This is a genomic window from Pseudoalteromonas sp. A41-2 (assembly GCF_015767615.1).
Lineage (GTDB): Bacteria > Pseudomonadota > Gammaproteobacteria > Enterobacterales > Alteromonadaceae > Pseudoalteromonas > Pseudoalteromonas lipolytica.
Genome location: NZ_CP065231.1, coordinates 2,162,150 through 2,181,328, shown reverse-complemented (window position 1 = coordinate 2,181,328; position 19,179 = coordinate 2,162,150). Strand labels below are relative to the sequence as shown.

The 19,179-nt window shown below is 42.7% G+C and carries 17 protein-coding genes and 7 tRNA genes; 15 read left to right on the top strand and 9 right to left on the bottom strand.

What is annotated here, in order from left to right:
* Window positions 1–924, top strand: coding sequence for an agmatinase (gene speB, locus IT970_RS09925; protein WP_036967455.1), 924 nt, complete (start codon window positions 1–3; stop codon window positions 922–924).
* 57 nt (window positions 925–981) lie between these two features.
* Here speB and IT970_RS09920 read toward each other — a convergent pair whose 3' ends face one another.
* Window positions 982–2,565, bottom strand: a complete 1,584-nt coding sequence (locus IT970_RS09920; protein ID WP_196857286.1) for a LysM peptidoglycan-binding domain-containing protein — start codon at window positions 2,563–2,565, stop codon at window positions 982–984.
* A gap of 144 nt (window positions 2,566–2,709) precedes the next feature.
* Window positions 2,710–3,483 carry a hydroxyacylglutathione hydrolase gene (gloB, locus tag IT970_RS09915; protein ID WP_074989270.1) on the bottom strand — a complete coding sequence of 258 codons (774 nt, stop codon included), beginning with the start codon at window positions 3,481–3,483 and terminating at the stop codon, window positions 2,710–2,712.
* Between the two features lie 53 nt (window positions 3,484–3,536).
* On the opposite strand from gloB, the gene IT970_RS09910 reads away from it, so the two are divergent.
* Window positions 3,537–4,295 (top strand): class I SAM-dependent methyltransferase, encoded by a 759-nt coding sequence (locus tag IT970_RS09910; protein ID WP_036967464.1) that lies wholly within the window; start codon window positions 3,537–3,539, stop codon window positions 4,293–4,295.
* On the opposite strand, the gene IT970_RS09905 is transcribed toward IT970_RS09910, so the two are convergent.
* Entirely contained in the window at window positions 4,266–5,129 is an 864-nt protein-coding gene (locus IT970_RS09905; protein ID WP_118844426.1) for an MBL fold metallo-hydrolase, read from the bottom strand. The genes IT970_RS09910 and IT970_RS09905 overlap by 30 nt on opposite strands.
* A gap of 74 nt (window positions 5,130–5,203) precedes the next feature.
* Window positions 5,204–5,674, bottom strand: a complete 471-nt coding sequence (rnhA, locus tag IT970_RS09900; RefSeq protein ID WP_118844425.1) for a ribonuclease HI — start codon at window positions 5,672–5,674, stop codon at window positions 5,204–5,206.
* A gap of 68 nt (window positions 5,675–5,742) precedes the next feature.
* Between rnhA and dnaQ the strand changes: the two genes are divergently transcribed.
* From dnaQ to IT970_RS09850, 10 genes are all read left to right on the top strand, one after another.
* A complete protein-coding gene (gene dnaQ / locus IT970_RS09895; protein ID WP_036967470.1) occupies window positions 5,743–6,453 on the top strand; it encodes a DNA polymerase III subunit epsilon in 711 nt (236 codons plus the stop codon).
* 9 nt (window positions 6,454–6,462) lie between these two features.
* On the top strand, window positions 6,463–7,836 hold the full coding sequence (locus IT970_RS09890) for a TIGR03503 family protein (protein ID WP_196857285.1): 1,374 nt from the start codon (window positions 6,463–6,465) through the stop codon (window positions 7,834–7,836).
* A 98-nt stretch (window positions 7,837–7,934) separates the two neighbouring features.
* Window positions 7,935–8,011, top strand: a tRNA-Asp gene (locus IT970_RS09885).
* Between the two features lie 27 nt (window positions 8,012–8,038).
* A tRNA-Asp gene (locus IT970_RS09880) sits at window positions 8,039–8,115 on the top strand.
* A gap of 40 nt (window positions 8,116–8,155) precedes the next feature.
* Window positions 8,156–8,232, top strand: a tRNA-Asp gene (locus tag IT970_RS09875).
* Window positions 8,233–8,263: 31 nt separating this feature from the next.
* Window positions 8,264–8,340 (top strand) — tRNA-Asp (locus IT970_RS09870).
* A 37-nt stretch (window positions 8,341–8,377) separates the two neighbouring features.
* A tRNA-Asp gene (locus tag IT970_RS09865) sits at window positions 8,378–8,454 on the top strand.
* A 31-nt stretch (window positions 8,455–8,485) separates the two neighbouring features.
* Window positions 8,486–8,562 (top strand) — tRNA-Asp (locus IT970_RS09860).
* Window positions 8,563–8,612: 50 nt separating this feature from the next.
* Window positions 8,613–8,689 (top strand) — tRNA-Asp (locus IT970_RS09855).
* 269 nt (window positions 8,690–8,958) lie between these two features.
* Entirely contained in the window at window positions 8,959–9,681 is a 723-nt protein-coding gene (locus tag IT970_RS09850; protein ID WP_196857284.1) for a helix-turn-helix domain-containing protein, read from the top strand.
* A 23-nt stretch (window positions 9,682–9,704) separates the two neighbouring features.
* Here the strand turns inward: IT970_RS09850 and IT970_RS09845 are convergent, their stop codons facing one another.
* A complete protein-coding gene (locus IT970_RS09845) occupies window positions 9,705–10,169 on the bottom strand; it encodes a sel1 repeat family protein (protein WP_036967474.1) in 465 nt (154 codons plus the stop codon).
* 121 nt (window positions 10,170–10,290) lie between these two features.
* On the opposite strand from IT970_RS09845, the gene IT970_RS09840 reads away from it, so the two are divergent.
* Window positions 10,291–11,583: an NCS2 family permease gene (locus tag IT970_RS09840; RefSeq protein ID WP_065978728.1), complete on the top strand. Its 1,293-nt coding sequence runs from the start codon at window positions 10,291–10,293 to the stop codon at window positions 11,581–11,583.
* Window positions 11,584–11,609: 26 nt separating this feature from the next.
* Here the strand turns inward: IT970_RS09840 and IT970_RS09835 are convergent, their stop codons facing one another.
* Entirely contained in the window at window positions 11,610–12,368 is a 759-nt protein-coding gene (locus IT970_RS09835; RefSeq protein WP_196857283.1) for a hypothetical protein, read from the bottom strand.
* Between the two features lie 306 nt (window positions 12,369–12,674).
* On the opposite strand from IT970_RS09835, the gene cysB reads away from it, so the two are divergent.
* Window positions 12,675–13,652 (top strand): HTH-type transcriptional regulator CysB, encoded by a 978-nt coding sequence (cysB, locus tag IT970_RS09830; protein WP_036967477.1) that lies wholly within the window; start codon window positions 12,675–12,677, stop codon window positions 13,650–13,652.
* An 80-nt stretch (window positions 13,653–13,732) separates the two neighbouring features.
* Here cysB and IT970_RS09825 read toward each other — a convergent pair whose 3' ends face one another.
* From IT970_RS09825 to pabB, 3 genes are all read right to left on the bottom strand, one after another.
* Complete coding sequence (locus IT970_RS09825) at window positions 13,733–15,109, bottom strand: L-serine ammonia-lyase (protein ID WP_036967478.1); 1,377 nt, start codon at window positions 15,107–15,109, stop codon at window positions 13,733–13,735.
* A gap of 103 nt (window positions 15,110–15,212) precedes the next feature.
* Entirely contained in the window at window positions 15,213–15,791 is a 579-nt protein-coding gene (locus tag IT970_RS09820; RefSeq protein WP_074989271.1) for an NUDIX hydrolase, read from the bottom strand.
* A 5-nt stretch (window positions 15,792–15,796) separates the two neighbouring features.
* On the bottom strand, window positions 15,797–17,143 hold the full coding sequence (pabB, locus tag IT970_RS09815) for an aminodeoxychorismate synthase component I (protein ID WP_182395071.1): 1,347 nt from the start codon (window positions 17,141–17,143) through the stop codon (window positions 15,797–15,799).
* Window positions 17,144–17,324: 181 nt separating this feature from the next.
* Between pabB and IT970_RS09810 the strand changes: the two genes are divergently transcribed.
* Window positions 17,325–18,851 carry a fumarate hydratase gene (locus IT970_RS09810; RefSeq protein ID WP_036967485.1) on the top strand — a complete coding sequence of 509 codons (1,527 nt, stop codon included), beginning with the start codon at window positions 17,325–17,327 and terminating at the stop codon, window positions 18,849–18,851.
* Window positions 18,852–19,179 lie beyond the last annotated feature (328 nt).

The following is a 19,179-nucleotide window of genomic DNA, read 5'->3' as shown; positions in this document are numbered from 1 at the left end:
ATGTCGACATTGTTTGACCATACAGATCATTCGTTATATTCAAACGGCATGACGTTTTTACGCCAGCCAATGGTGCAAAACATCACTGCAATTGATGCGGATGTCGTGGTATTAGGTTTACCTTTTGACTTAGCAACATCGGGGCGTCCAGGTGCACGACTAGGTCCAGACGCTATACGCCGCGCCTCTGTACACCTTGCATGGGAAGAAACCAAATACCCTTGGACATTCCCATTGTTTGAGCGCTTAAAGTTAGCGGATGCAGGGGATTTTACCTACCCCGTAGGCGACCCTGAGTATTTCACTGCGCAGCTTGAATTAGCGGCTGAGCAAATTTTACGTCAAGGTAAAACGTTACTAGGTTTAGGTGGCGACCATTTTGTGACGTTGCCATTGCTGCGCGCACATGCCAAACAGCATGGTAAAATGGCTTTGGTGCATTTTGATGCGCACACAGACACTTACAGTAATGGTTCACGCTATGACCACGGTACTATGTTTTATCATGCGCCGATGGAAGGGCTGATTGACGTTGACCACAGCATTCAAATTGGTATTCGCACTGATTTTGATCAGAGCAAACATGAATTTGCGGTCATTGATGCTATGGCAGCAAATGACCTGTCGGCAGATGTGATTGCAGAGCAAATTAAAGCGCGAGTAGGGGACTTACCTGTTTACCTGACTTTTGATATTGATTGCCTTGACCCCGCATTTGCACCGGGGACTGGTACACCAGTATGTGGCGGTTTAACCAGTGATAAAGTGTTAAAAATATTAAGAGCGCTTAAAGGCATTAATATGGTGGGTATGGACGTGGTTGAGGTTTCACCCTCGTATGATCAAAGTGAGCTTACAGCCATTGCGGCGGCCACGATTGCTAATGAATTACTGCATTTGTGGGCCTTAAAACACAAATACTAAATGTGAGATGCAAAGAGCGCCCTTAGGCGCTCTTTTTTATTGGCAGTAAGTTTAAACTTAGGCGCTGCGAACATCGACCCTTAATTTTAACCTTTGGCCTGGTTGAATGTATTTTTGCCCAGCCAACGAGTTCCACTTTATAATATCATCCACAGAGACATTAAACTTAGCAGCGATACGTGCTAATGAATCGCCACGGCGAACTTTATAGGTAATGGTGCGCTCGGTCGTTTTAGTCGCTGCAAGCTGTGTTTTTTCATCTTTATACACCGTTAGTGTTTGACCAACACGTAACACTGCATTTTTCTTAAGATTATTCCACTTAGCAAGTTCAGCAATTGTGACATCGTTTTCGCGGCTTATGTCCCACAACGTGTCACCACTGGCTACTTTATGGCTCAGTTTTTTTCGCGTTGCTTTATTTGCAGCCATGCGAACAGAGTCTGGCAGGTGTTGGCTGTTAATTTCGCCATCACTTAAAGGCACTAATAATTGTTGCCCAACACGTATTGTGTTTGATGACAATTTATTGAGTGTTTTAATCGCTCCCGCACTGGTTGAAAACTTTTTCGCAATAACCGATAAGCTATCGCCGCGCGCCACAACATACTGTTGCCAGCGTAAACGATCTTTTTGCTCTGTTTTTGCCAATTTCTCAGAGAAGGTGTCTATTTTATCTGATGGTAATAATAAGAAATGCGGCCCATTCGGATCGGTTGCCCAGCGGTTAAAACCGGGGTTCAAACGGTATAACTCCGTTAAGCTAATACCTGCCATATCTGCAGCGAGGGCTAAATCAATTTGACTTCCTACGTTAACGACATCGATAACTTGTGCATTAATAATCGGTTGCCACTTAATACCAAATTCATCGCTACGTTTAACAAGATCAGAAAGTGCGAGCAGCTTTGGTACGTAAGAGGTGGTTTCTTTGGGTAAATCTAACGACCAGAAATCGGTCGGTAAATGCTTCTTACGGTTCTTTTTAATCGCTCTTAGTAAACGACCTTCACCTGAATTATAGGCTGCAATTGCATTTAACCAGTCACCTTCTAAGGTCTTGTGCAAATAGGATAAGTAATCTAAAGCAGCCCGCGTTGATTGCACGATGTCGCGACGACCGTCATACCACCAGTTTTGTTTTAAATCGAAACGCTCGCCTGTTTGTGGCATAAATTGCCATATGCCTGATGCACTGCGATGTGAATAACCAAAGGGATCAAATGCACTCTCAACAATTGGCAGCAGTGCAATTTCGATAGGCATTTCACGTTTTTCGACTTCTTCAACAATAAAGTAAAGATAAGGCTCGGCACGTTTGGCGATACGATCTAGGTATGCTTGATGGCGTGCATAATAGTTACGCTCGGCGACAACAGGGCGATTTTGCGGTACATCAATAGACAGCTGGTAGCGAATACGCTCCCATACATCATCAAATACTGGGGGGGGCTCATCAGTATCAGCTAATTGCTGATACTGTGCGTTGAGCATCAATGCATCATTGATGTCACTGGGGCTTGCACCTGCAAGCTGTTGCTCAACACGGTTGTCATTATCTGACCCAGCAGTGTCAGTTGCTGTTAATTGACAGCCACTCAAAACCAGCGCAAGCGTTAAAACTAAAGGAGACTTATACATATATACCCATACATCAGGTAAAAAAACTCGGCGAATATTACCTGCTCAGAGAACATATTGCCACTTTATGACCAATTTATGTCAGCTTATTTTTACAACGTACTGATCTAAAAATACAAAATTGTAACCAAGATAATACACGTTTTAAAAATTATCTTTCCACGCCCTGAGACTAGCAAAACGTTGCCAAGGTTCATTTAAGTTAAAATTAACTTTTAGCGTGTCGGGTAACTGGTCAGTTATGTGGGGCAAATGACTGCGTAAAAATGGATTTAGCTGTTTTTCAGTGGCGATGGTGGTGGGCAGACTGATGTCATCATTCGCTCTTAATGCGTCTATTTTATCACTGTACGTCAATAATGCTTCATTTGTTGGCTCAACCGCCTTAGCGAACGCTAAGTTGGCTTGCGTATATTCGTGGGTACAGTAGATTTTACAGTCATTAGGCAGCGATTTAAGTTTACATAACGAATGCCACATTTGTTCTGCACTGCCTTCAAATAAGCGGCCACAACCAGCACTAAAGAGTGTATCGCCCGTAAAGCTCAATTCATCATTAACATAACAAATGTGATCCAAAGTGTGGCCAGGTGTAGCAAGCACTGTAAATGTGCGATCATAAACCGTGACTTTGTCTGCTTCTGAAAGCGGATGATTAATTCCTTTAAACGGACTGTGTCTTGGCCCGTAAACGGGAATGTCACGGTTGGTTTTGAGCAATGGCTCAACACCATCAGTGTGATCATAATGGTGGTGTGTAATTAAGATACCTGCCAAGGTGAGGTTATGCTCATCAAGATACCGATTGACAGGGTCTGCTTGGCCTGGATCAACGACCCAAGCGCTTTGTTGGTCATTATTTACAATGCACCAGATATAATTATCAGAAAAGGCTTTAATTGCTTTAACTTGCACCATGTTTAATTGCTCTATAAAGTGACAGTTAAGATACAGTATAACGAGCTCAGAAAATGAAACCAGCCCTTAGTTTTCAAGAAGGTCCTAAGCCGTACTCGTGGCAGCAGTTCCCTCATGGGGACTATTTGCGTGCTGAAATTGAAAGAAAGTTAACACCTTGGTTGCCACGCATGTTTGGTTACCACATGCTTAAATTAGGTAATTTAAGTGGCGAGCTTGCTACGAGTGAGAGCCCCATTAAGCATCAGGTTTGTGTTGCTGAGCCGGGCTTATTTACCGGTGTTATTGCCGATGTTGATGAACTGCCTTTTTATGAGCACAGTGTCGATGCGTGTATTTTATCTCATTGCTTAGAGTACCATTCTGACCCGCATCATATATTGCGAGAAGCACACCGTACGCTGATCCCAGGTGGATACATTGTAATAAGCGGTTTTAATCCATTTAGTTTATGTGGCTTGGCTCAATTGTTGCCGTTTAGCCGTCAAAAGCTGCCTTGGACGGGGCGCTTTTTTACCCCTTCACGCGTCAAAGACTGGCTGAATTTATTAGGGTTCGAAATTATTTCTGATGAGCGATTTATCCATTCGTCGCTTGCACGAGGTAATCGATTATCGCGATTTGCGGCATGGCGTCGCTTTGGTAAACATTACTTAAAGCCCATGGGCAGTGTCTATTTACTCGTGGCACGCAAGCGAGTAGCACCACTGACGCCAATTAAACCTAAATGGCACGCAAGACCTCAATTTTCACCTGTAAAAGGCGCAGGTCTTCGCCAAACATCAAAGCAGCACTGTGAGCGGGATAGCTAAATAGTGCTGTTTGTCATCGCTTTTAAGCGGGTACTGGCCAGCGCGAATATTTAATTGAATCGACGGATGCAACAATTTTGGCACTGCTAACGTTGCATCTCGGCTTTCACGTATTGCAATAAAACTCTGTTTATCACCTTTTAAATGCTCGTTTTGCTCTCGCTGTTCTTTAACCGTTGTTTTATACGCGAGTGCTCGGCCGTCGGGTTGATAGTCGTGACACATCCAAAGCAGGGTATCATCCGGCAGTGATAAAATACGTTGTAAAGAATCATATAGCTCAGCCGCACTGCCGCCTGGAAAATCACAACGTGCTGTGCCGCTGTCTGGCATAAAGAAAGTGTCGCCAACAAATACATTGCCATTTATGTGATAACACACGCTATCAGGGGTGTGACCGGGGGTGGCAATCACATCGACTGTAAATTCCCCTAACTGAAACTGTGCTTTATCAGCGAATAGTTGCTCAAAGGGTTCGCCATTACATGGCATATCAATATTATAAAGCTTACTGAAATGTGCTTGTACGTGAACAATACCTTCACCGGTGCCCAGTTTACATGGGTGAGCGTGTTGCAGTTGCTGTTTAATATAGCTTGATGCGGTAATGTGATCTGCATGAGCATGTGTTTCGAGCAACCACTGTAATGAAAGTTTATGCTGCTTTATGTAGGCGATAATTTCATTGGCAGTGCTAAAACTTAATTCACCACTTGGCATATCAAAATCAGCTGGTGCATCAATAAGTAGGCAGTGTTTGCTGTGTTCACACCATACTAGATAGCACAAAGTTGCGCTTTGTTGATGAAAAAAAGAATGAATGCGCAGAGCCATAATGAGTCCTTAATTATTGTTATAGCTAAATCCTATAACATATAACAAAAACTTTAAATGCTCTGCGTTAATTTTTAACTTGCTTCGTCGTAACCGGTGTCTTCAAGTAGGGCATTGCCACCTGCTGCTTCACGGGCAAGGTCATCAACGAGTTCATTGTATTTATTCCCGCTGTGACCTTTTACCCAACGCCACTCAATGGTGTGTCGTTGGCAAGCTGCATCAAGGCGTTTCCACAAGTCGACATTTTTGACGGGTTTTTTGGCTGCGGTTTTCCAGCCTCGTTTTTTCCAGTTTTCAACCCATGACTCAATACCTTGTTTGACATATTGGCTGTCGGTGGTAAGGATAATATGGCAGGGGCGGGTTAATGTTTCGAGTGCAACAATGGCTGCGAGCATTTCCATCCGATTATTTGTAGTAAGGGTATATCCTTGGCTTAATTGCTTCTCATGACCGTTATACCGCATTACTGCGCCATAACCTCCTGGCCCCGGATTACCTAAACATGACCCATCGGTGTAAATCTCTACGGTTTTTTGCACTGTTTTACCTTGATATTATGTACAATAAAGTGATTATAGAAAGATACCAGAGTCAGGCTTAAGACGATATGGCACATAGACAAATAGTTTTAGATACAGAAACCACGGGTATTGACCCAAAGCAAGGCCATCGGATTATTGAAATCGGGTGTGTAGAGCTTGTAAATCGCCGCCTTACTGGCAACAATTTTCACGTGTATATTAATCCACAGCGTGACATTGAAGAAGAAGCCATCGATGTTCACGGTATTACTAATGAGTTTTTACGTGATAAACCGTTGTATCACCAAATAGCGCATGAATTTCTTGAGTACATAAAAGGCGCAGAACTTGTCATCCACAACGCGGCGTTCGATATCGGCCATATGGATAATGAGTTTGCGCTGTTGAATCAGGGCTATCCGAATACTGAAGATGTCTGTCAAGTTCTTGATACCTTGAAGATGGCGCGTGATTTGCATCCTGGTCAAAAGAATAACCTTGATGCGTTATGTCGTCGTTATGATATTGATAACTCAAAGCGAACCTTACACGGCGCATTACTGGATTCCGAGATTTTAGCCGACGTTTACCTCGCCATGACAGGTGGGCAAGTTAAGCTAAATTTAAATCAGAATAAAGATGAAGGTTCAGAGCAACAAATGGGTGGTATTCGACGCGTGAGCGCTGATAGAGCGCCACTGGTTGTATTAAAGGCCACAGAGCAAGAGCATGCCGCTCATGAAGAGCGTTTAGACTTGGTCGCAAAAGGCGGTCAATGCTTATGGCGTGCAGAATAAGGTAATAAAATGAGAAAACAGCTTCTAGCAGGATTAGTGTGTGTATTGCCCTTGATGGGACTTGCCACTGAGCAAGATAAAATAACCCCGTTACAGCGTGACGGGATTCAAAATGAAATTCCTCTACTAGATAACCGTTTTCGCATTGATCACAAAGTTGATAAAATTACGTTATTATTTTTCCGTAAACGCGGTGCACCCGCCGTGGTGCTTGTACGCCCAGATGGCAGCAAGTACTACGCGACTGACTCGGTGAAGAACGCCAATTTAGACTGGCATGATGAACTAAGCTACGATTTGATCACCATCACAGACCCGATGCCTGGCCCTTGGCAAGTCGTTGGCAGTATTTTGCCAGACAGTCGAGTAATGGTATTAGGCGAAATTGAATTACGTGTAGACCCTCTCCCTCCCATGTTGTTTCGTGGCGAAACCATTAAATTAACAGGCCGAGTACTCAATGATGGTAAGCCAATTGAGGTGGGGCAATTTCGAGATGTCATAAGTCTACATGTTAATTTTGTAAGTACCAATAACAGTGACTTCGCTAATTTTGGAGCGGGCACACAAAGTGTTACCGATTTTAAAGATGATGGTCGTGGATTTGATGAGCGCCCCCTTGATGGTGTGTTTACCGGGGAGTTTAAATTAGTCTTCCCAGCAGGGGAGTGGCAACCAGAGTTATATATAGAAACACCTATATTAAAACGCACTGTAGTACAAAAGCCGATTGTTGTTCATGAGCCTCCTTTTAGCTATGACATGGCATTAGCAAAGCAAGATACCGATGAGCATACCTTAACGATTACTTTAAACCCTGAAATCGTCAAACCAGAAACAGTGCTTATTCAAGGTAAAATCTATTACCCCAATAATGAAGAGCAAATGTTTTCAATTGATGCTGATAAATCTCAAACCAGAGAATTAGCAATCAAAAATTATGATTGGGGTCGATACAGTGTCGAGCTATCGGTGTTTGGTAGCAATATAAATGACCGTGAATTTATGGCGACGCTGCCGACGTATAAATTTGAAATTGAACGACCCATTGAGGTTGTACCTGAAATTGTTCGTCCAGAAGTCGATTTAGCAGCGCAAGCTGAGCAGCAAAGAATCCTAGAAGAAGAAAAAAAAGCATCCACTGTGCTAATGGTGACACTTATTGTTGTTGGAAATTTAATCGTTCTTCTATTAGGGTGGTTAGCCATTCGTATTTTTGTGCAAAAGAAACCACTTAAATTCAAATTATCGTTACCGTTTTTAAAGAAAAAAAGCTCATCTGAAAATGTTGAGCAAGCAACGAATGAAAATGAAGTTGGCAAAAATGGTTCAAAAAATGACAAATCAGGTGAAATTTTAAACCTTTCGATGTCAGATGACTAAAAAACCTGTAAAAATACAAAAAAGCCCTTGACGAACCAGAGGGTGATTCGTATTATTCACGCCGCTGTCAGGGGAGACTCAGTCAGCAACGAAATTGTGGAGTGGTAGTTCAGTTGGTTAGAATACCGGCCTGTCACGCCGGGGGTCGCGGGTTCGAGTCCCGTCCACTCCGCCAATTTTCGACAATTTGTAAGTACGCGCTGGAGTGGTAGTTCAGTTGGTTAGAATACCGGCCTGTCACGCCGGGGGTCGCGGGTTCGAGTCCCGTCCACTCCGCCAATACTTACACAACTAATGGTTGTAAAACATTTTCCTTTGCGGAGTGGTAGTTCAGTTGGTTAGAATACCGGCCTGTCACGCCGGGGGTCGCGGGTTCGAGTCCCGTCCACTCCGCCAATAGGAAAAAATAAATAGCATCAGATACTGCGGAGTGGTAGTTCAGTTGGTTAGAATACCGGCCTGTCACGCCGGGGGTCGCGGGTTCGAGTCCCGTCCACTCCGCCACTATTTAACAGCTATTTAATTACAAAATTTGTATCGCGGAGTGGTAGTTCAGTTGGTTAGAATACCGGCCTGTCACGCCGGGGGTCGCGGGTTCGAGTCCCGTCCACTCCGCCAACAAATTAAGTAATAACAATGATATCTCTGCGGAGTGGTAGTTCAGTTGGTTAGAATACCGGCCTGTCACGCCGGGGGTCGCGGGTTCGAGTCCCGTCCACTCCGCCACTTGATATCATGAACAAATTTAGTGCATTACCCCATGCACATACCACTGCGGAGTGGTAGTTCAGTTGGTTAGAATACCGGCCTGTCACGCCGGGGGTCGCGGGTTCGAGTCCCGTCCACTCCGCCATTTGTTTTCCTCAAACAAATGATTGATTTTAAAAAACACCCCTTTATTCTGATAATCTCGTATCTCGTATCTCGTATCTCGTATCTCGTATCTCGTATCTCGTATCTCGTATCTCGTATCTCGTATCTCGTATCTCGTATCTCGTATCTCGTATCTCGTATCTTTCCAATTAACTTGCTAATATTCTTCACTATTCATATTTATTCAGCTTCTTATTTCTGCATGAATAGCAAAGAATGACCGCTCCACAATAGAAAAGGACATGCGTTATGAGTACATTCGGTTCACAACTAAAACACTATCGTAGTGAGCTTAAACTAAGTCAACCAGAATTTGCTGAGCAAGTAGGGATAGAGCAAAGCTACTTATCAAAACTTGAGAACGATAAGTCAGTGCCTTCTAATGACACATTTCGCTCTATATTAGCCGCACTCAATTTAACCATTTGTGATTTTATGCAGCCATTAAAACACTCAGTAGATAAAGCTCGGCTGATTAATGTGCCTGATATTGAAGCTTGGTATAAGCAACAAACTAACAAACAATTTATTAAACAGCGTTCACTGATTTATAGCGCCATACTGATAAGTGCTTTAGGTTGTGCGCTATTTTATTTAGGCCATCAAGAAAAGTTATTTAACACAGAATTTTATGAGTACAAATCATACGGTGTAGTGAAAGATAATGAGCCGGATGGTATTTTTTATGATTGGCGAACACTACTCGTAGATAAAAGCGGGGAAAATATAGATGCAAAACATCGCGAAATGACTAACAGACGTGATTTTAAATTTATTATTTCACCTGACTATAAAGGCACTTCGTTCGTCGAGTCAGGCGAACAGGGCAGGCGTTTATTTAGTGTAACTTCAAAAACACCTATTATTAAGTCGCATAAAGGCCATGTATGGCTTGAGTTTGTTGGTATTTTATTGGTTGTGATAGGCGCAGGGCTTATCACCTTTGAGAGCAAACTGACAAAACACTCGTAATTAGCAGTGAATCCTGACGCTTGTTAATTGGCGTCAGGGTTGTGTGGAATAAGGTGCGAAAATTGTTGCTGGTGGATTTGTTCATATAGCGTTGCTGCATAGCTTTGTGCGTCTTGCAGACGGCGAGTACTAATGTGCTTTCTTAAATCATTTAGGGCAGCGGTTGCAGGCTCGTAACCTTGGCTGCTGGCGAGACTCAACCAGACTGAACCATGGAAAACACTGTGCGGCACGCCTTGGCCTTTTATAAAAAACAGCCCCATGTAAAATTGTGCTCTATGATTACCTGCCATTGCAGCTAAACGCATCCACTTAGCGGCAAGTGGCGCTTGTTCGTTTTTAAGATAATACAACGCTTTGTTTAGTGTTTTTTCAACTGATTGCGTACTTTTTTGTGGCTCATCCCCTGTATCAGGCTGCGTTATAAAGGCAAGTACGTTGTCAAGTTGTTGCTCTAAATCTAAGCCTACTGGCGATTTATCAGACATAGTTTAGTTATTTTCTTGAAATAAAAGACCTTATTAGTTTAGAACATTGCAAGGTAAATTGTCCTCTAATTATGAGAAAATATGATAAAATTAGCCAATTAATCTTAACTTAAAGTTCAACATGTTCGAAAGACTTTTCAAAATACGTGAAAACAACACGTCAGTCCGCCGTGAAACCATTGCGGGTATCACAACATTTATCACTATGGTTTATATTGTTTTCGTTAATCCAGCCATGCTAGCAGAAGCAGGTATGGACCAAGGTGCTGCGTTTGTAGCAACCTGTATTGCGGCGGCGATTGGGTGCTTTATTATGGGGTTGTGGGCAAATTACCCATTAGCGTTGGCTCCAGGCATGGGCTTAAATGCATTTTTCACCTATGGTGTCGTACTTGGTATGGGTTACAGTTGGCAAGCAGCGCTTGGTGCGGTGTTTATGTCGGGATGTATTTTTTTATGCTTGAGCTTATTTAAAGTCAGAGAATGGATTATCGACGCGATTCCCTTGGTTTTAAAGCGTGCTATCGCAACGGGTATTGGCGCTTTTTTAGCGCTAATCGCATTAAAAAATGCAGGGATAATCGTCGCAAGTCCTGCCACACTGGTGCAATTAGGTGATATTACTGCGCCTGGCCCTTTATTGGCTATCTTAAGCTTCTTTGTGATTGCTGCGCTATTGTATCGTGATATGAAAAGTGGGGTGCTGATCAGTATCTTGTTAGTGACGGGCATCGCATTAGGTTTAGATCTTGTTGAATACAAAGGCATTGTTTCTATGCCACCTTCAATTGCGCCTACGTTTATGCAATTAGATTTTGCAGCCGCACTAGAAATTTCGATGTTGACGGTTATTTTTGCGTTTCTCTTTGTAGATCTATTTGATACGTCAGGCACGCTTGTCGCTGTAACACAAAAAGCGGGCCTTGCTGATGAACAAGGCAAAATGCCACGTTTAGGCCGAGCGCTGAGTGCGGACAGTACTGCCACGATTGCAGGCTCTATGCTGGGAACGTCGACAACCACATCATACATTGAGTCAGTGGCCGGTGTATCTGTAGGTGGGCGTACAGGTTTAACGGCGGTAGTCGTCGGAATTTGCTTTTTGCTTATGATGTTCTTTGCACCGCTTGCCAGTATGATCCCAGCCTACGCAACAGCGGGCGCGATATTGTACGTGGCCGTCTTAATGATGCAAAATTTAAAGCTGGTTAATTGGGATGACATGACAGATGCAATTCCTGTAAGCGTAGTGCTATTAATGACCCCGCTAACGTTTTCAATTGCGCATGGTATTGCACTAGGTTTTATTGCGTATACTGCGGTTAAATTAGTGTGTGGTAAAAAAGATGAAATCAGTGTGAGTGTATGGGTACTAACTGCACTATTTATTATTAAATTCGCGTTTTTATCGTAATGAATGCAGACCAAAGAAAAAGTGGATTACCACTTTTTCTTTGGGGCAAATAACACATCTAAATCGTCTTGCTCTTGCTCTGCTTTTTTCTTTCTTGATGTTGCGTTCGACGCCTTTAGCTCCGTGCTGATAGCTTCTAAGTAATTTTCGATTTCCTGCTTTTTAGTGTTTATGTAGTCATCGCTATAGCTTACAGAAGCAAGTGTGGCTAACGCTTTTTCAAAGTACTGACGTGCTGAGCCAACCATGTTTGCTGCACGCGCTGAAATACCGCGCTTAATTTGGCTTTCAACATTGATTCTTAATTGCAACTTTTCTAAACGCTTATCCTCGGCCACAAATACCTGACTATCTACTTTGCCTTTACCATGTTCAGAGCGCAGTAATGCACGTAACTTTTTGATACTTTGGATCAGCGAAATTAATTGTTTGTCATTATCGGGTAATACAAGTGCATCAGAATTATTAGAGTCAATTGGCAAGGTCAAGCGCTGCTTAGCTTCGTTTAAGCGACTTTTTAGTTCTTTTGAGTTAGGTGATAGCTGCACCATGCTCACTAATGCATCATAAACACGGCGCTGAATAATACGTAAAATATTTTCAGACATTGGAATGTTTGTACTATTGAGCAGTACTTCTTCTGCTTCTTCGATGATTTTTTTCTGTTTTGTTAGTTCTTTGCGACGCTCTGACTCTTGTTTTTCTTTATGTTGTTGCACCGCGCTTACCCACAGTGCAATGACAATCAAGGCAACAATGAGCATAATGATGATAGAAACAATCATAGCTAAATCTCAGTTTTCACTATCTAATTTTTTTATCTTACATTAAAAATATTACATCTGGATAGTTTTGCGCATACTTATGTGCAATAAACTATCAATCAACCATTCTTTTTTATTAGGGTCGTGTTAAGCAAGCATGTTTATTGAGTATTTTATGAATAAACATCGCTACCGAGTCACAGTTGAATGTGGTAGCCTTAGAAAGAATCGCGATAAAAGTAAAAAATGACAGTGCGATGAAATATCACTTGGCATTGCGCTTAGCAGCCTTTATAAATAAAGAATAACAACGTTTACAATGCAGCCATGAAACTACAACAACTCAGATATATAGTCGAAGTCCAAAATCATAAACTCAATGTCTCTGCGACAGCTGAAAGTTTATTTACATCTCAACCAGGGATCTCAAAACAAGTTCGTATGCTAGAAGACGAATTGGGTGTTCAGATCTTTGGCCGTAGTGGTAAGCATTTGACACATGTAACCAGTGCTGGCAATGAAATCATTAATATTTCACGAGAAATCTTGTCGAAAGTTGAAGGTATCAAAGCCGTCGCAAATGAACATACTTTGCCAGATCAAGGTAAATTGAACATTGCAACCACGCACACACAAGCCCGTTATGCGCTGCCAAATGTCATTCAGGGGTTCATGAAAAAATACCCCGCGGTGTCACTGCATATGCATCAAGGCACGCCGCAGCAAATTTCTGATGCGGCAGCACGTGGTGATGCTGACTTCGCTATCGCGACCGAAGCATTACACTTATATTCTGACCTTGTCATGCTGCCTTGTTATCACTGGAATCGCAGTATTGTGGTTGCAAAAACACACCCGTTGGCGAAAAAAGCAGATAACCTGACTGTTGCCGATGTCGCGAAGTATCCGTTAATTACCTATGTGTTTGGCTTCACAGGTCGCTCTGAACTTGATAAAGCCTTTAGTGCACATGGGCTCGAACCGCATATTGTGTTTACAGCCACGGATGCCGATGTTATTAAAACCTATGTGCGTCTTGGCCTTGGGGTTGGCGTGGTAGCGTCGATGGCAATTGATCAAGTGACAGACAACGATTTAGTGTGTATTGACGCAAGTCATTTATTTGAAGCGAGTACCACTAAGATTGGCTTTAGAAAAGGCAGCTTTTTGCGTAGTTACATGTACGACTTCATTGAGCGCTTTGCCCCTCATTTAACAAAAGAATTGGTTGAACGCGCCAGTTTACTGCGTAATCAAGAAGACGTAGATAAGCTGTTTGAAAATATTGAATTGCCAATCAAGTAGTGAAGTTATTAAATTAAAAGCCGCTTCATAAAAGCGGCTTTTTTGATAATGGGCATGTGTCATACCATATATGGTATTAATTAACACTCAATGATATTAACCGCTAAACCGCCGCGTGCGGTTTCTTTGTATTTAGTTTTCATATCATTACCTGTGTCGAGCATGGTTTTGATGACTTTATCGAGCGTTACTTTTTGTTCACCAGAACCGCGCATAGCTAAACGAGAGGCGTTAATCGCTTTAATCGCCCCCATAGCATTGCGTTCAATACACGGAACTTGTACAAGACCGCCTACGGGGTCACAAGTTAAACCTAGGTTGTGCTCCATGCCAATTTCAGCGGCATTTTCTACTTGTACTACGTTACCACCCATTATTTCGGTCAGGGCGCCGGCAGCCATAGAGCAAGCAACCCCGACTTCACCTTGACAGCCAACCTCTGCGCCAGAAATTGACGCATTCTTTTTATATAAAATACCAATTGCAGCCGCTGTTAATAAATAACGTGTCGCAATATCACGGTCTACTTCTTTGATGAAGGTGTTGTAATACATTAGAACCGCAGGAAGAATACCGGCAGCACCATTTGTTGGCGCAGTGACCACACGGCCACCCGCTGCGTTTTCTTCGTTTACTGCAAGCGCAAATAAATCAACCCAGTCCATAGCACGCAGCGGATCATTGTTTACTTCAATGTTTAGTTTAAGGTGTAAGCTGGGGGCACGACGTTTAACTTTTAAGCCTCCAGGGAGGATACCTTCGGTACGCATACCACGCTCTATACAGGCTTTCATTACTTGCCAGATATTAAAAAGGGTGTCTTTTATCTCATTTTCGCTGCGCAACGTTTTCTCATTATGCATCATTAATGTCGATACACTAAAACCTGATTCGCGACATAACTCTAGCAATTCTTTGGCTGTATTAAAGGGGTAGGGTGCTGGATTTTCTTCACGAACATCAAGGGCTTTTTGTTTTTCATTTTCAAACTCTTCATCTGTAACAATAAAGCCACCACCAATAGAGTAGTACACTTTACTAAAGAGCTTTTCGCCATTTTGACTTGCTATGATTTCCATCGCATTTGAATGCTTAGGCAAGGTTTTTCTACGATGAAAAACAATCGCACCTTGTTTAGGGAATTTCGCTTTGTGGCTCTGATTTAAGTAGATAACTTGTTCTTTTTCGATTTTAGCTAATATGTCATCAACTAAGTCAGCATCGATTGTTTCAGGGTCGTAACCTGCTAAGCCTAAAATAACGGCTTTGCCAGAACCGTGGCCGATACCTGTTTGGCCAAGCGAGCCAAATAGCTCAACTTTTACATCGGTTACCTGAGACAATAAGTTCTTTTCTTCTAGCTCATTTACAAATAAACGTGAAGCGCGCATTGGACCAACAGTGTGAGATGATGATGGGCCAATACCAATACTAAACATATCGAATGCACTGATCATAATTTGCTACTCATTTTTTATTAAATACGGCGTATTTTCTGCCTTTGAACGGTGTCACATAATAACGTGTATGTGAGCGTGTGTAACCCTAAAAGCATGAAAATTAAACTGGTAGGGCGAGTTGTTTTATAAAGTTATTAATAATACTGGCTGTTGCTCCCCATAGAAGACCATGCGGTGTCATTAAGCCTTTTAAAACGAATGTTTTACCGTTTCGTTGAAAGCTTAGCGGTTGCCAGTTTCTGTGATCGCTTAAATGTGAAATAGGCAGTAAAAAGCTCACTTCGACTTCGCTGGGATCTGCCTGCCAACCGGTTCCTGCAGCAAGGCTGCATACATAGGGGGCAATCGTAAACCCTGTTAATGTTGAGTACTGATGAAGTTGCCCATGCACTGTAACATTATGTGCAGCAATATTAAGCTCCTCATGAAGTTCCCGCAGTGCCGTGTGCATTAATGACTCATCCTGCATCTCGAACTTACCACCCGGTAAACAGATCTCCCCTGGATGGTGAAGTAAATGACGAGGACGCTTACACAATATTAAATGTGCGTCGTTTTCAACATCGATGAGCGGTAACATCACCGCACTGGCACGCTTATCCGCATTAATGTGAATTTGCTGTGCAGGCTCAGTGGCCATACTTAAGCTGAAGCGGGTGATTAATTGCTGGCTATTCAAGGTTATTACTTTAGTAAAGGCAATATTTTATTTACTTTATCGTATGTTTCTTGGTACTCCAAGTCGACCTGTGAATCTGCGACAATACCGCCTCCGGCCCAGCAGTATATCGTGCCCTGATGGCACACTAAGGTACGTATGGTGATACTCGTGTCCATATTACCGCAGGCACTTAAGTAACCAATTGAACCACAGTATACGCTTCGGCGATGTGGCTCGAGCTCTTCTATTATTTCCATGGCACGAATTTTAGGTGCGCCTGTGATAGAGCCCCCAGGAAATGCAGCGTGTATTTGATCTACAGCATCTTTACCGTGCGCTAATTCGGCTCGAACAGTGCTGACTAAGTGGTGCACCGCTGGGAAGCTTTCAATGGCAAATAAGGCGGGAACAGTAACCGAGCCCGGTTTTGCCACTTTGCCTAAGTCGTTACGTAATAAATCAACAATCATGACATTTTCGGCACGGTCTTTTTCTGACTGTTGTAGGCGCAGTGCTTGTGCCTCATCATCGGCGTGTTTGGCTAAACGTGGTAGTGTGCCTTTAATTGGCTTGGTTTCAATTTTTCCTTGGTTTATGGCAATAAAACGCTCTGGAGAAATCGATAAAATGGCGCCGTCTGGGTGGTTTATATAACTCGAAAAAGGTGCTTTGTTGGCGTCTCTTAAGGTGCGATATGCATGCCATGTTGAGCCTGAAAACTCAGCGCTAAAACGCTGTGCTAGATTAATTTGATAACAGTCGCCACTTTTTAAGTAGGCTTGAATTTGTTCAAACTTTTCAGTGTAGCTGGCTTTTGTCATGTTCGACTGCCAATCACTATTGAGAGTGAACGGTACAGAATCTGTGGGTGTTTGAGATAAAAAGTGTTGATATTGAGCTAAACGATTATGGTGTCGCTGAGCAACATAAAACCAGCTTTGCTGCTGTTTATCGAAAATCAGTGCATCAGGATATAAACCCAGTGCCATTTGTGGCATCGCAATATCATTGTCGGCATGCGATGGCATGGTTTCTATTACACGACCAAAATCGTATCCAAAGTAGCCCAGCCAGCCCCCCGTAAAAGGAAGCCCGTTTGGATTGGCTGTATTATCAAAATCATTAAGTGCTGATTTCATTAGCGTGAAGCAATCACGGGATTGCGCTTCGCCATTTAAAAAGCATTGGTTGTTGCTAACTTCTAATGTGTTTAGTGGTTCAATGGCAATGATATCAAAACGACTGTTTACATGATTACTATTTGCTGAATCAAGTAAGACGGCATAGGGCAAATGAGCAAAATGAGTAAAGAGTGAGATACAATCATCGGTTAAATCTAATTTTATGCACAAATTTTCATCGTTTATCATTTACATTGCCTTGAATAACTAGCCCGAAACGGGCGAGGAGGTTATCATAAGTTAAATTTGATTGGCAGCGTTATGATTTCCTTTATAGTGATGCCATGACTAACCCGTAGAGTAAATCTTCGTCACCGGTTTACTCAGGATCACGTACTAAGCGACGTGATAAAAACTTAAGGAACCCGTAATGAGTACAATTCGTCAGCAAGACTTCATTGATAGCATTGAAGATGCATTGCAATACATTTCTTTTTATCACCCTCTCGATTTCGTCCAAGCCTTAGAAAAAGCGTACAATAAAGAGCAAAGTAAAGCGGCAAAAGACGCTATTGCGCAAATCTTAATTAACTCGCGCATGTCTGCTGAAGGTAAACGTCCACTGTGTCAAGATACCGGTATTATTACCTGTTTCGTTAAAGTGGGTATGGATGTTAAGTGGGATAAAACAGACATGACTGTTCAGCAAATGGTTGATGAAGGTACACGTCGCGCTTACTTAAACCCAGATAACCCATTACGCGCATCAATCGTTGCAGACCCTGCTGGTACGCGTAAAAACACCAAAGATAATACACCTTCTGTGGTTCATATCGACTTAGTGCCAGGTGGCGAAGTTGAAGTGATGGTTGCAGCTAAAGGTGGCGGCTCAGAAAACAAAACAAAAATGGTCATGCTGAACCCATCGGATGATGTTGCGGCGTGGGTTGAAAAAACACTCCCAACAATGGGGGCTGGTTGGTGTCCGCCGGGTATGCTAGGTATAGGCATTGGTGGTACCGCTGAAAAAGCAGCCGTGCTTGCTAAAGAATCTTTAATGGATCCGGTTGATATTCACGAGCTAATTGAACGCGGCGCTGAGACAACAGAAGAAAAAATGCGTATTGATATTTTTGAGCGCGCGAATAAGTTGGGCATTGGTGCTCAAGGTCTAGGCGGTTTAACAACCGTTGTTGATGTAAAAATTAAAACGGCACCGACGCACGCGGCATCTAAGCCTGTAGTAATGATCCCGAACTGTGCGGCAACGCGTCACGTTCACTTTACCTTAGATGGCTCAGGTCCAGCAGAGCTTAAAGCTCCTAAACTTGAAGATTGGCCAGAAGTGACGTTCGAAGTTGGCGAGGGCACACGCCGTGTTGACTTAAACACGCTAACTAAAGAAGACACACAAGAGTGGAAGATGGGTGAAACTGTGCTTCTCTCTGGCACTATTTTAACAGGCCGTGATGCGGCGCACAAACGCCTACAAGATATGATCCAATCAGGTGAAGGTTTACCTGAAGGTGTTGATTTCGATAATAAATTTATCTATTACGTCGGTCCTGTTGATGCGGTTCGTGATGAAGCTGTAGGCCCAGCAGGCCCAACAACGGCAACGCGTATGGATAAGTTCACTGACATGATGTTAGAAAACACGGGCATCATTGGTATGATTGGTAAAGCTGAGCGTGGTCCTGCAACGGTTGAATCAATTAAAAACAATAAGTCTGTGTACTTAATGGCGGTAGGCGGTGCTGCTTACTTAGTATCTAAAGCTATTAAGAAAGCGCGTGTAGTGGCGTTTGAAGATTTAGGTATGGAAGCAATCTACGAGTTTGAAGTTGAAGACATGCCTGTGACTGTTGCTGTTGACAGCGAAGGTGCCAATGCGCACACGCAAGGCCCAGCAATTTGGAAAGCCAAAATCGAAGAGCTTGATGGTAAATTAAAATAATCGTCATTAAATCGTTTATATGAAACGGCGCCCAAGCGCCGTTTTTTTCAGCTCTGACCAGTCTCTTTCTCATCCACACTTTTGACTTAAAGTGTGTGTTTTCAGGCTTTTGCTACTGAATTACTTTGTCACTTTTTCTTTACGCTATACTTGACCTTTACGTTCACGTAAAAAAGATTTAGTAGATTTACTTTTGTTTTGAATTAATCATGCTTTATGTGGATTTATGTAGGTATATATTTCCTGTTTTAACGTGTTTTTTGCGTTGTTATTTCAATCGCGTAACTTAGCTTAGTTTTATCATCTCATATAGTGGCATGGGAGCAAA

Coding starts and splice junctions, on each gene's coding strand:
- speB (WP_036967455.1), top strand. CDS start 1: ATGTCGACATTGTTTGACCATACAGATCATTCGTTATATTCAAACGGC.
- IT970_RS09905 (WP_118844426.1), bottom strand. CDS start 5,129: ATGGCTCTGCGCATTCATTCTTTTTTTCATCAACAAAGCGCAACTTTG.
- IT970_RS09835 (WP_196857283.1), bottom strand. CDS start 12,368: ATGATTGTTTCTATCATCATTATGCTCATTGTTGCCTTGATTGTCATT.
- pabB (WP_182395071.1), bottom strand. CDS start 17,143: ATGATAAACGATGAAAATTTGTGCATAAAATTAGATTTAACCGATGAT.
- IT970_RS09920 (WP_196857286.1), bottom strand. CDS start 2,565: ATGTATAAGTCTCCTTTAGTTTTAACGCTTGCGCTGGTTTTGAGTGGC.
- IT970_RS09825 (WP_036967478.1), bottom strand. CDS start 15,109: ATGATCAGTGCATTCGATATGTTTAGTATTGGTATTGGCCCATCATCA.
- IT970_RS09910 (WP_036967464.1), top strand. CDS start 3,537: ATGAAACCAGCCCTTAGTTTTCAAGAAGGTCCTAAGCCGTACTCGTGG.
- gloB (WP_074989270.1), bottom strand. CDS start 3,483: ATGGTGCAAGTTAAAGCAATTAAAGCCTTTTCTGATAATTATATCTGG.
- cysB (WP_036967477.1), top strand. CDS start 12,675: ATGAAACTACAACAACTCAGATATATAGTCGAAGTCCAAAATCATAAA.
- IT970_RS09845 (WP_036967474.1), bottom strand. CDS start 10,169: ATGTCTGATAAATCGCCAGTAGGCTTAGATTTAGAGCAACAACTTGAC.
- IT970_RS09810 (WP_036967485.1), top strand. CDS start 17,325: ATGAGTACAATTCGTCAGCAAGACTTCATTGATAGCATTGAAGATGCA.
- IT970_RS09850 (WP_196857284.1), top strand. CDS start 8,959: ATGAGTACATTCGGTTCACAACTAAAACACTATCGTAGTGAGCTTAAA.
- IT970_RS09840 (WP_065978728.1), top strand. CDS start 10,291: ATGTTCGAAAGACTTTTCAAAATACGTGAAAACAACACGTCAGTCCGC.
- dnaQ (WP_036967470.1), top strand. CDS start 5,743: ATGGCACATAGACAAATAGTTTTAGATACAGAAACCACGGGTATTGAC.
- IT970_RS09890 (WP_196857285.1), top strand. CDS start 6,463: ATGAGAAAACAGCTTCTAGCAGGATTAGTGTGTGTATTGCCCTTGATG.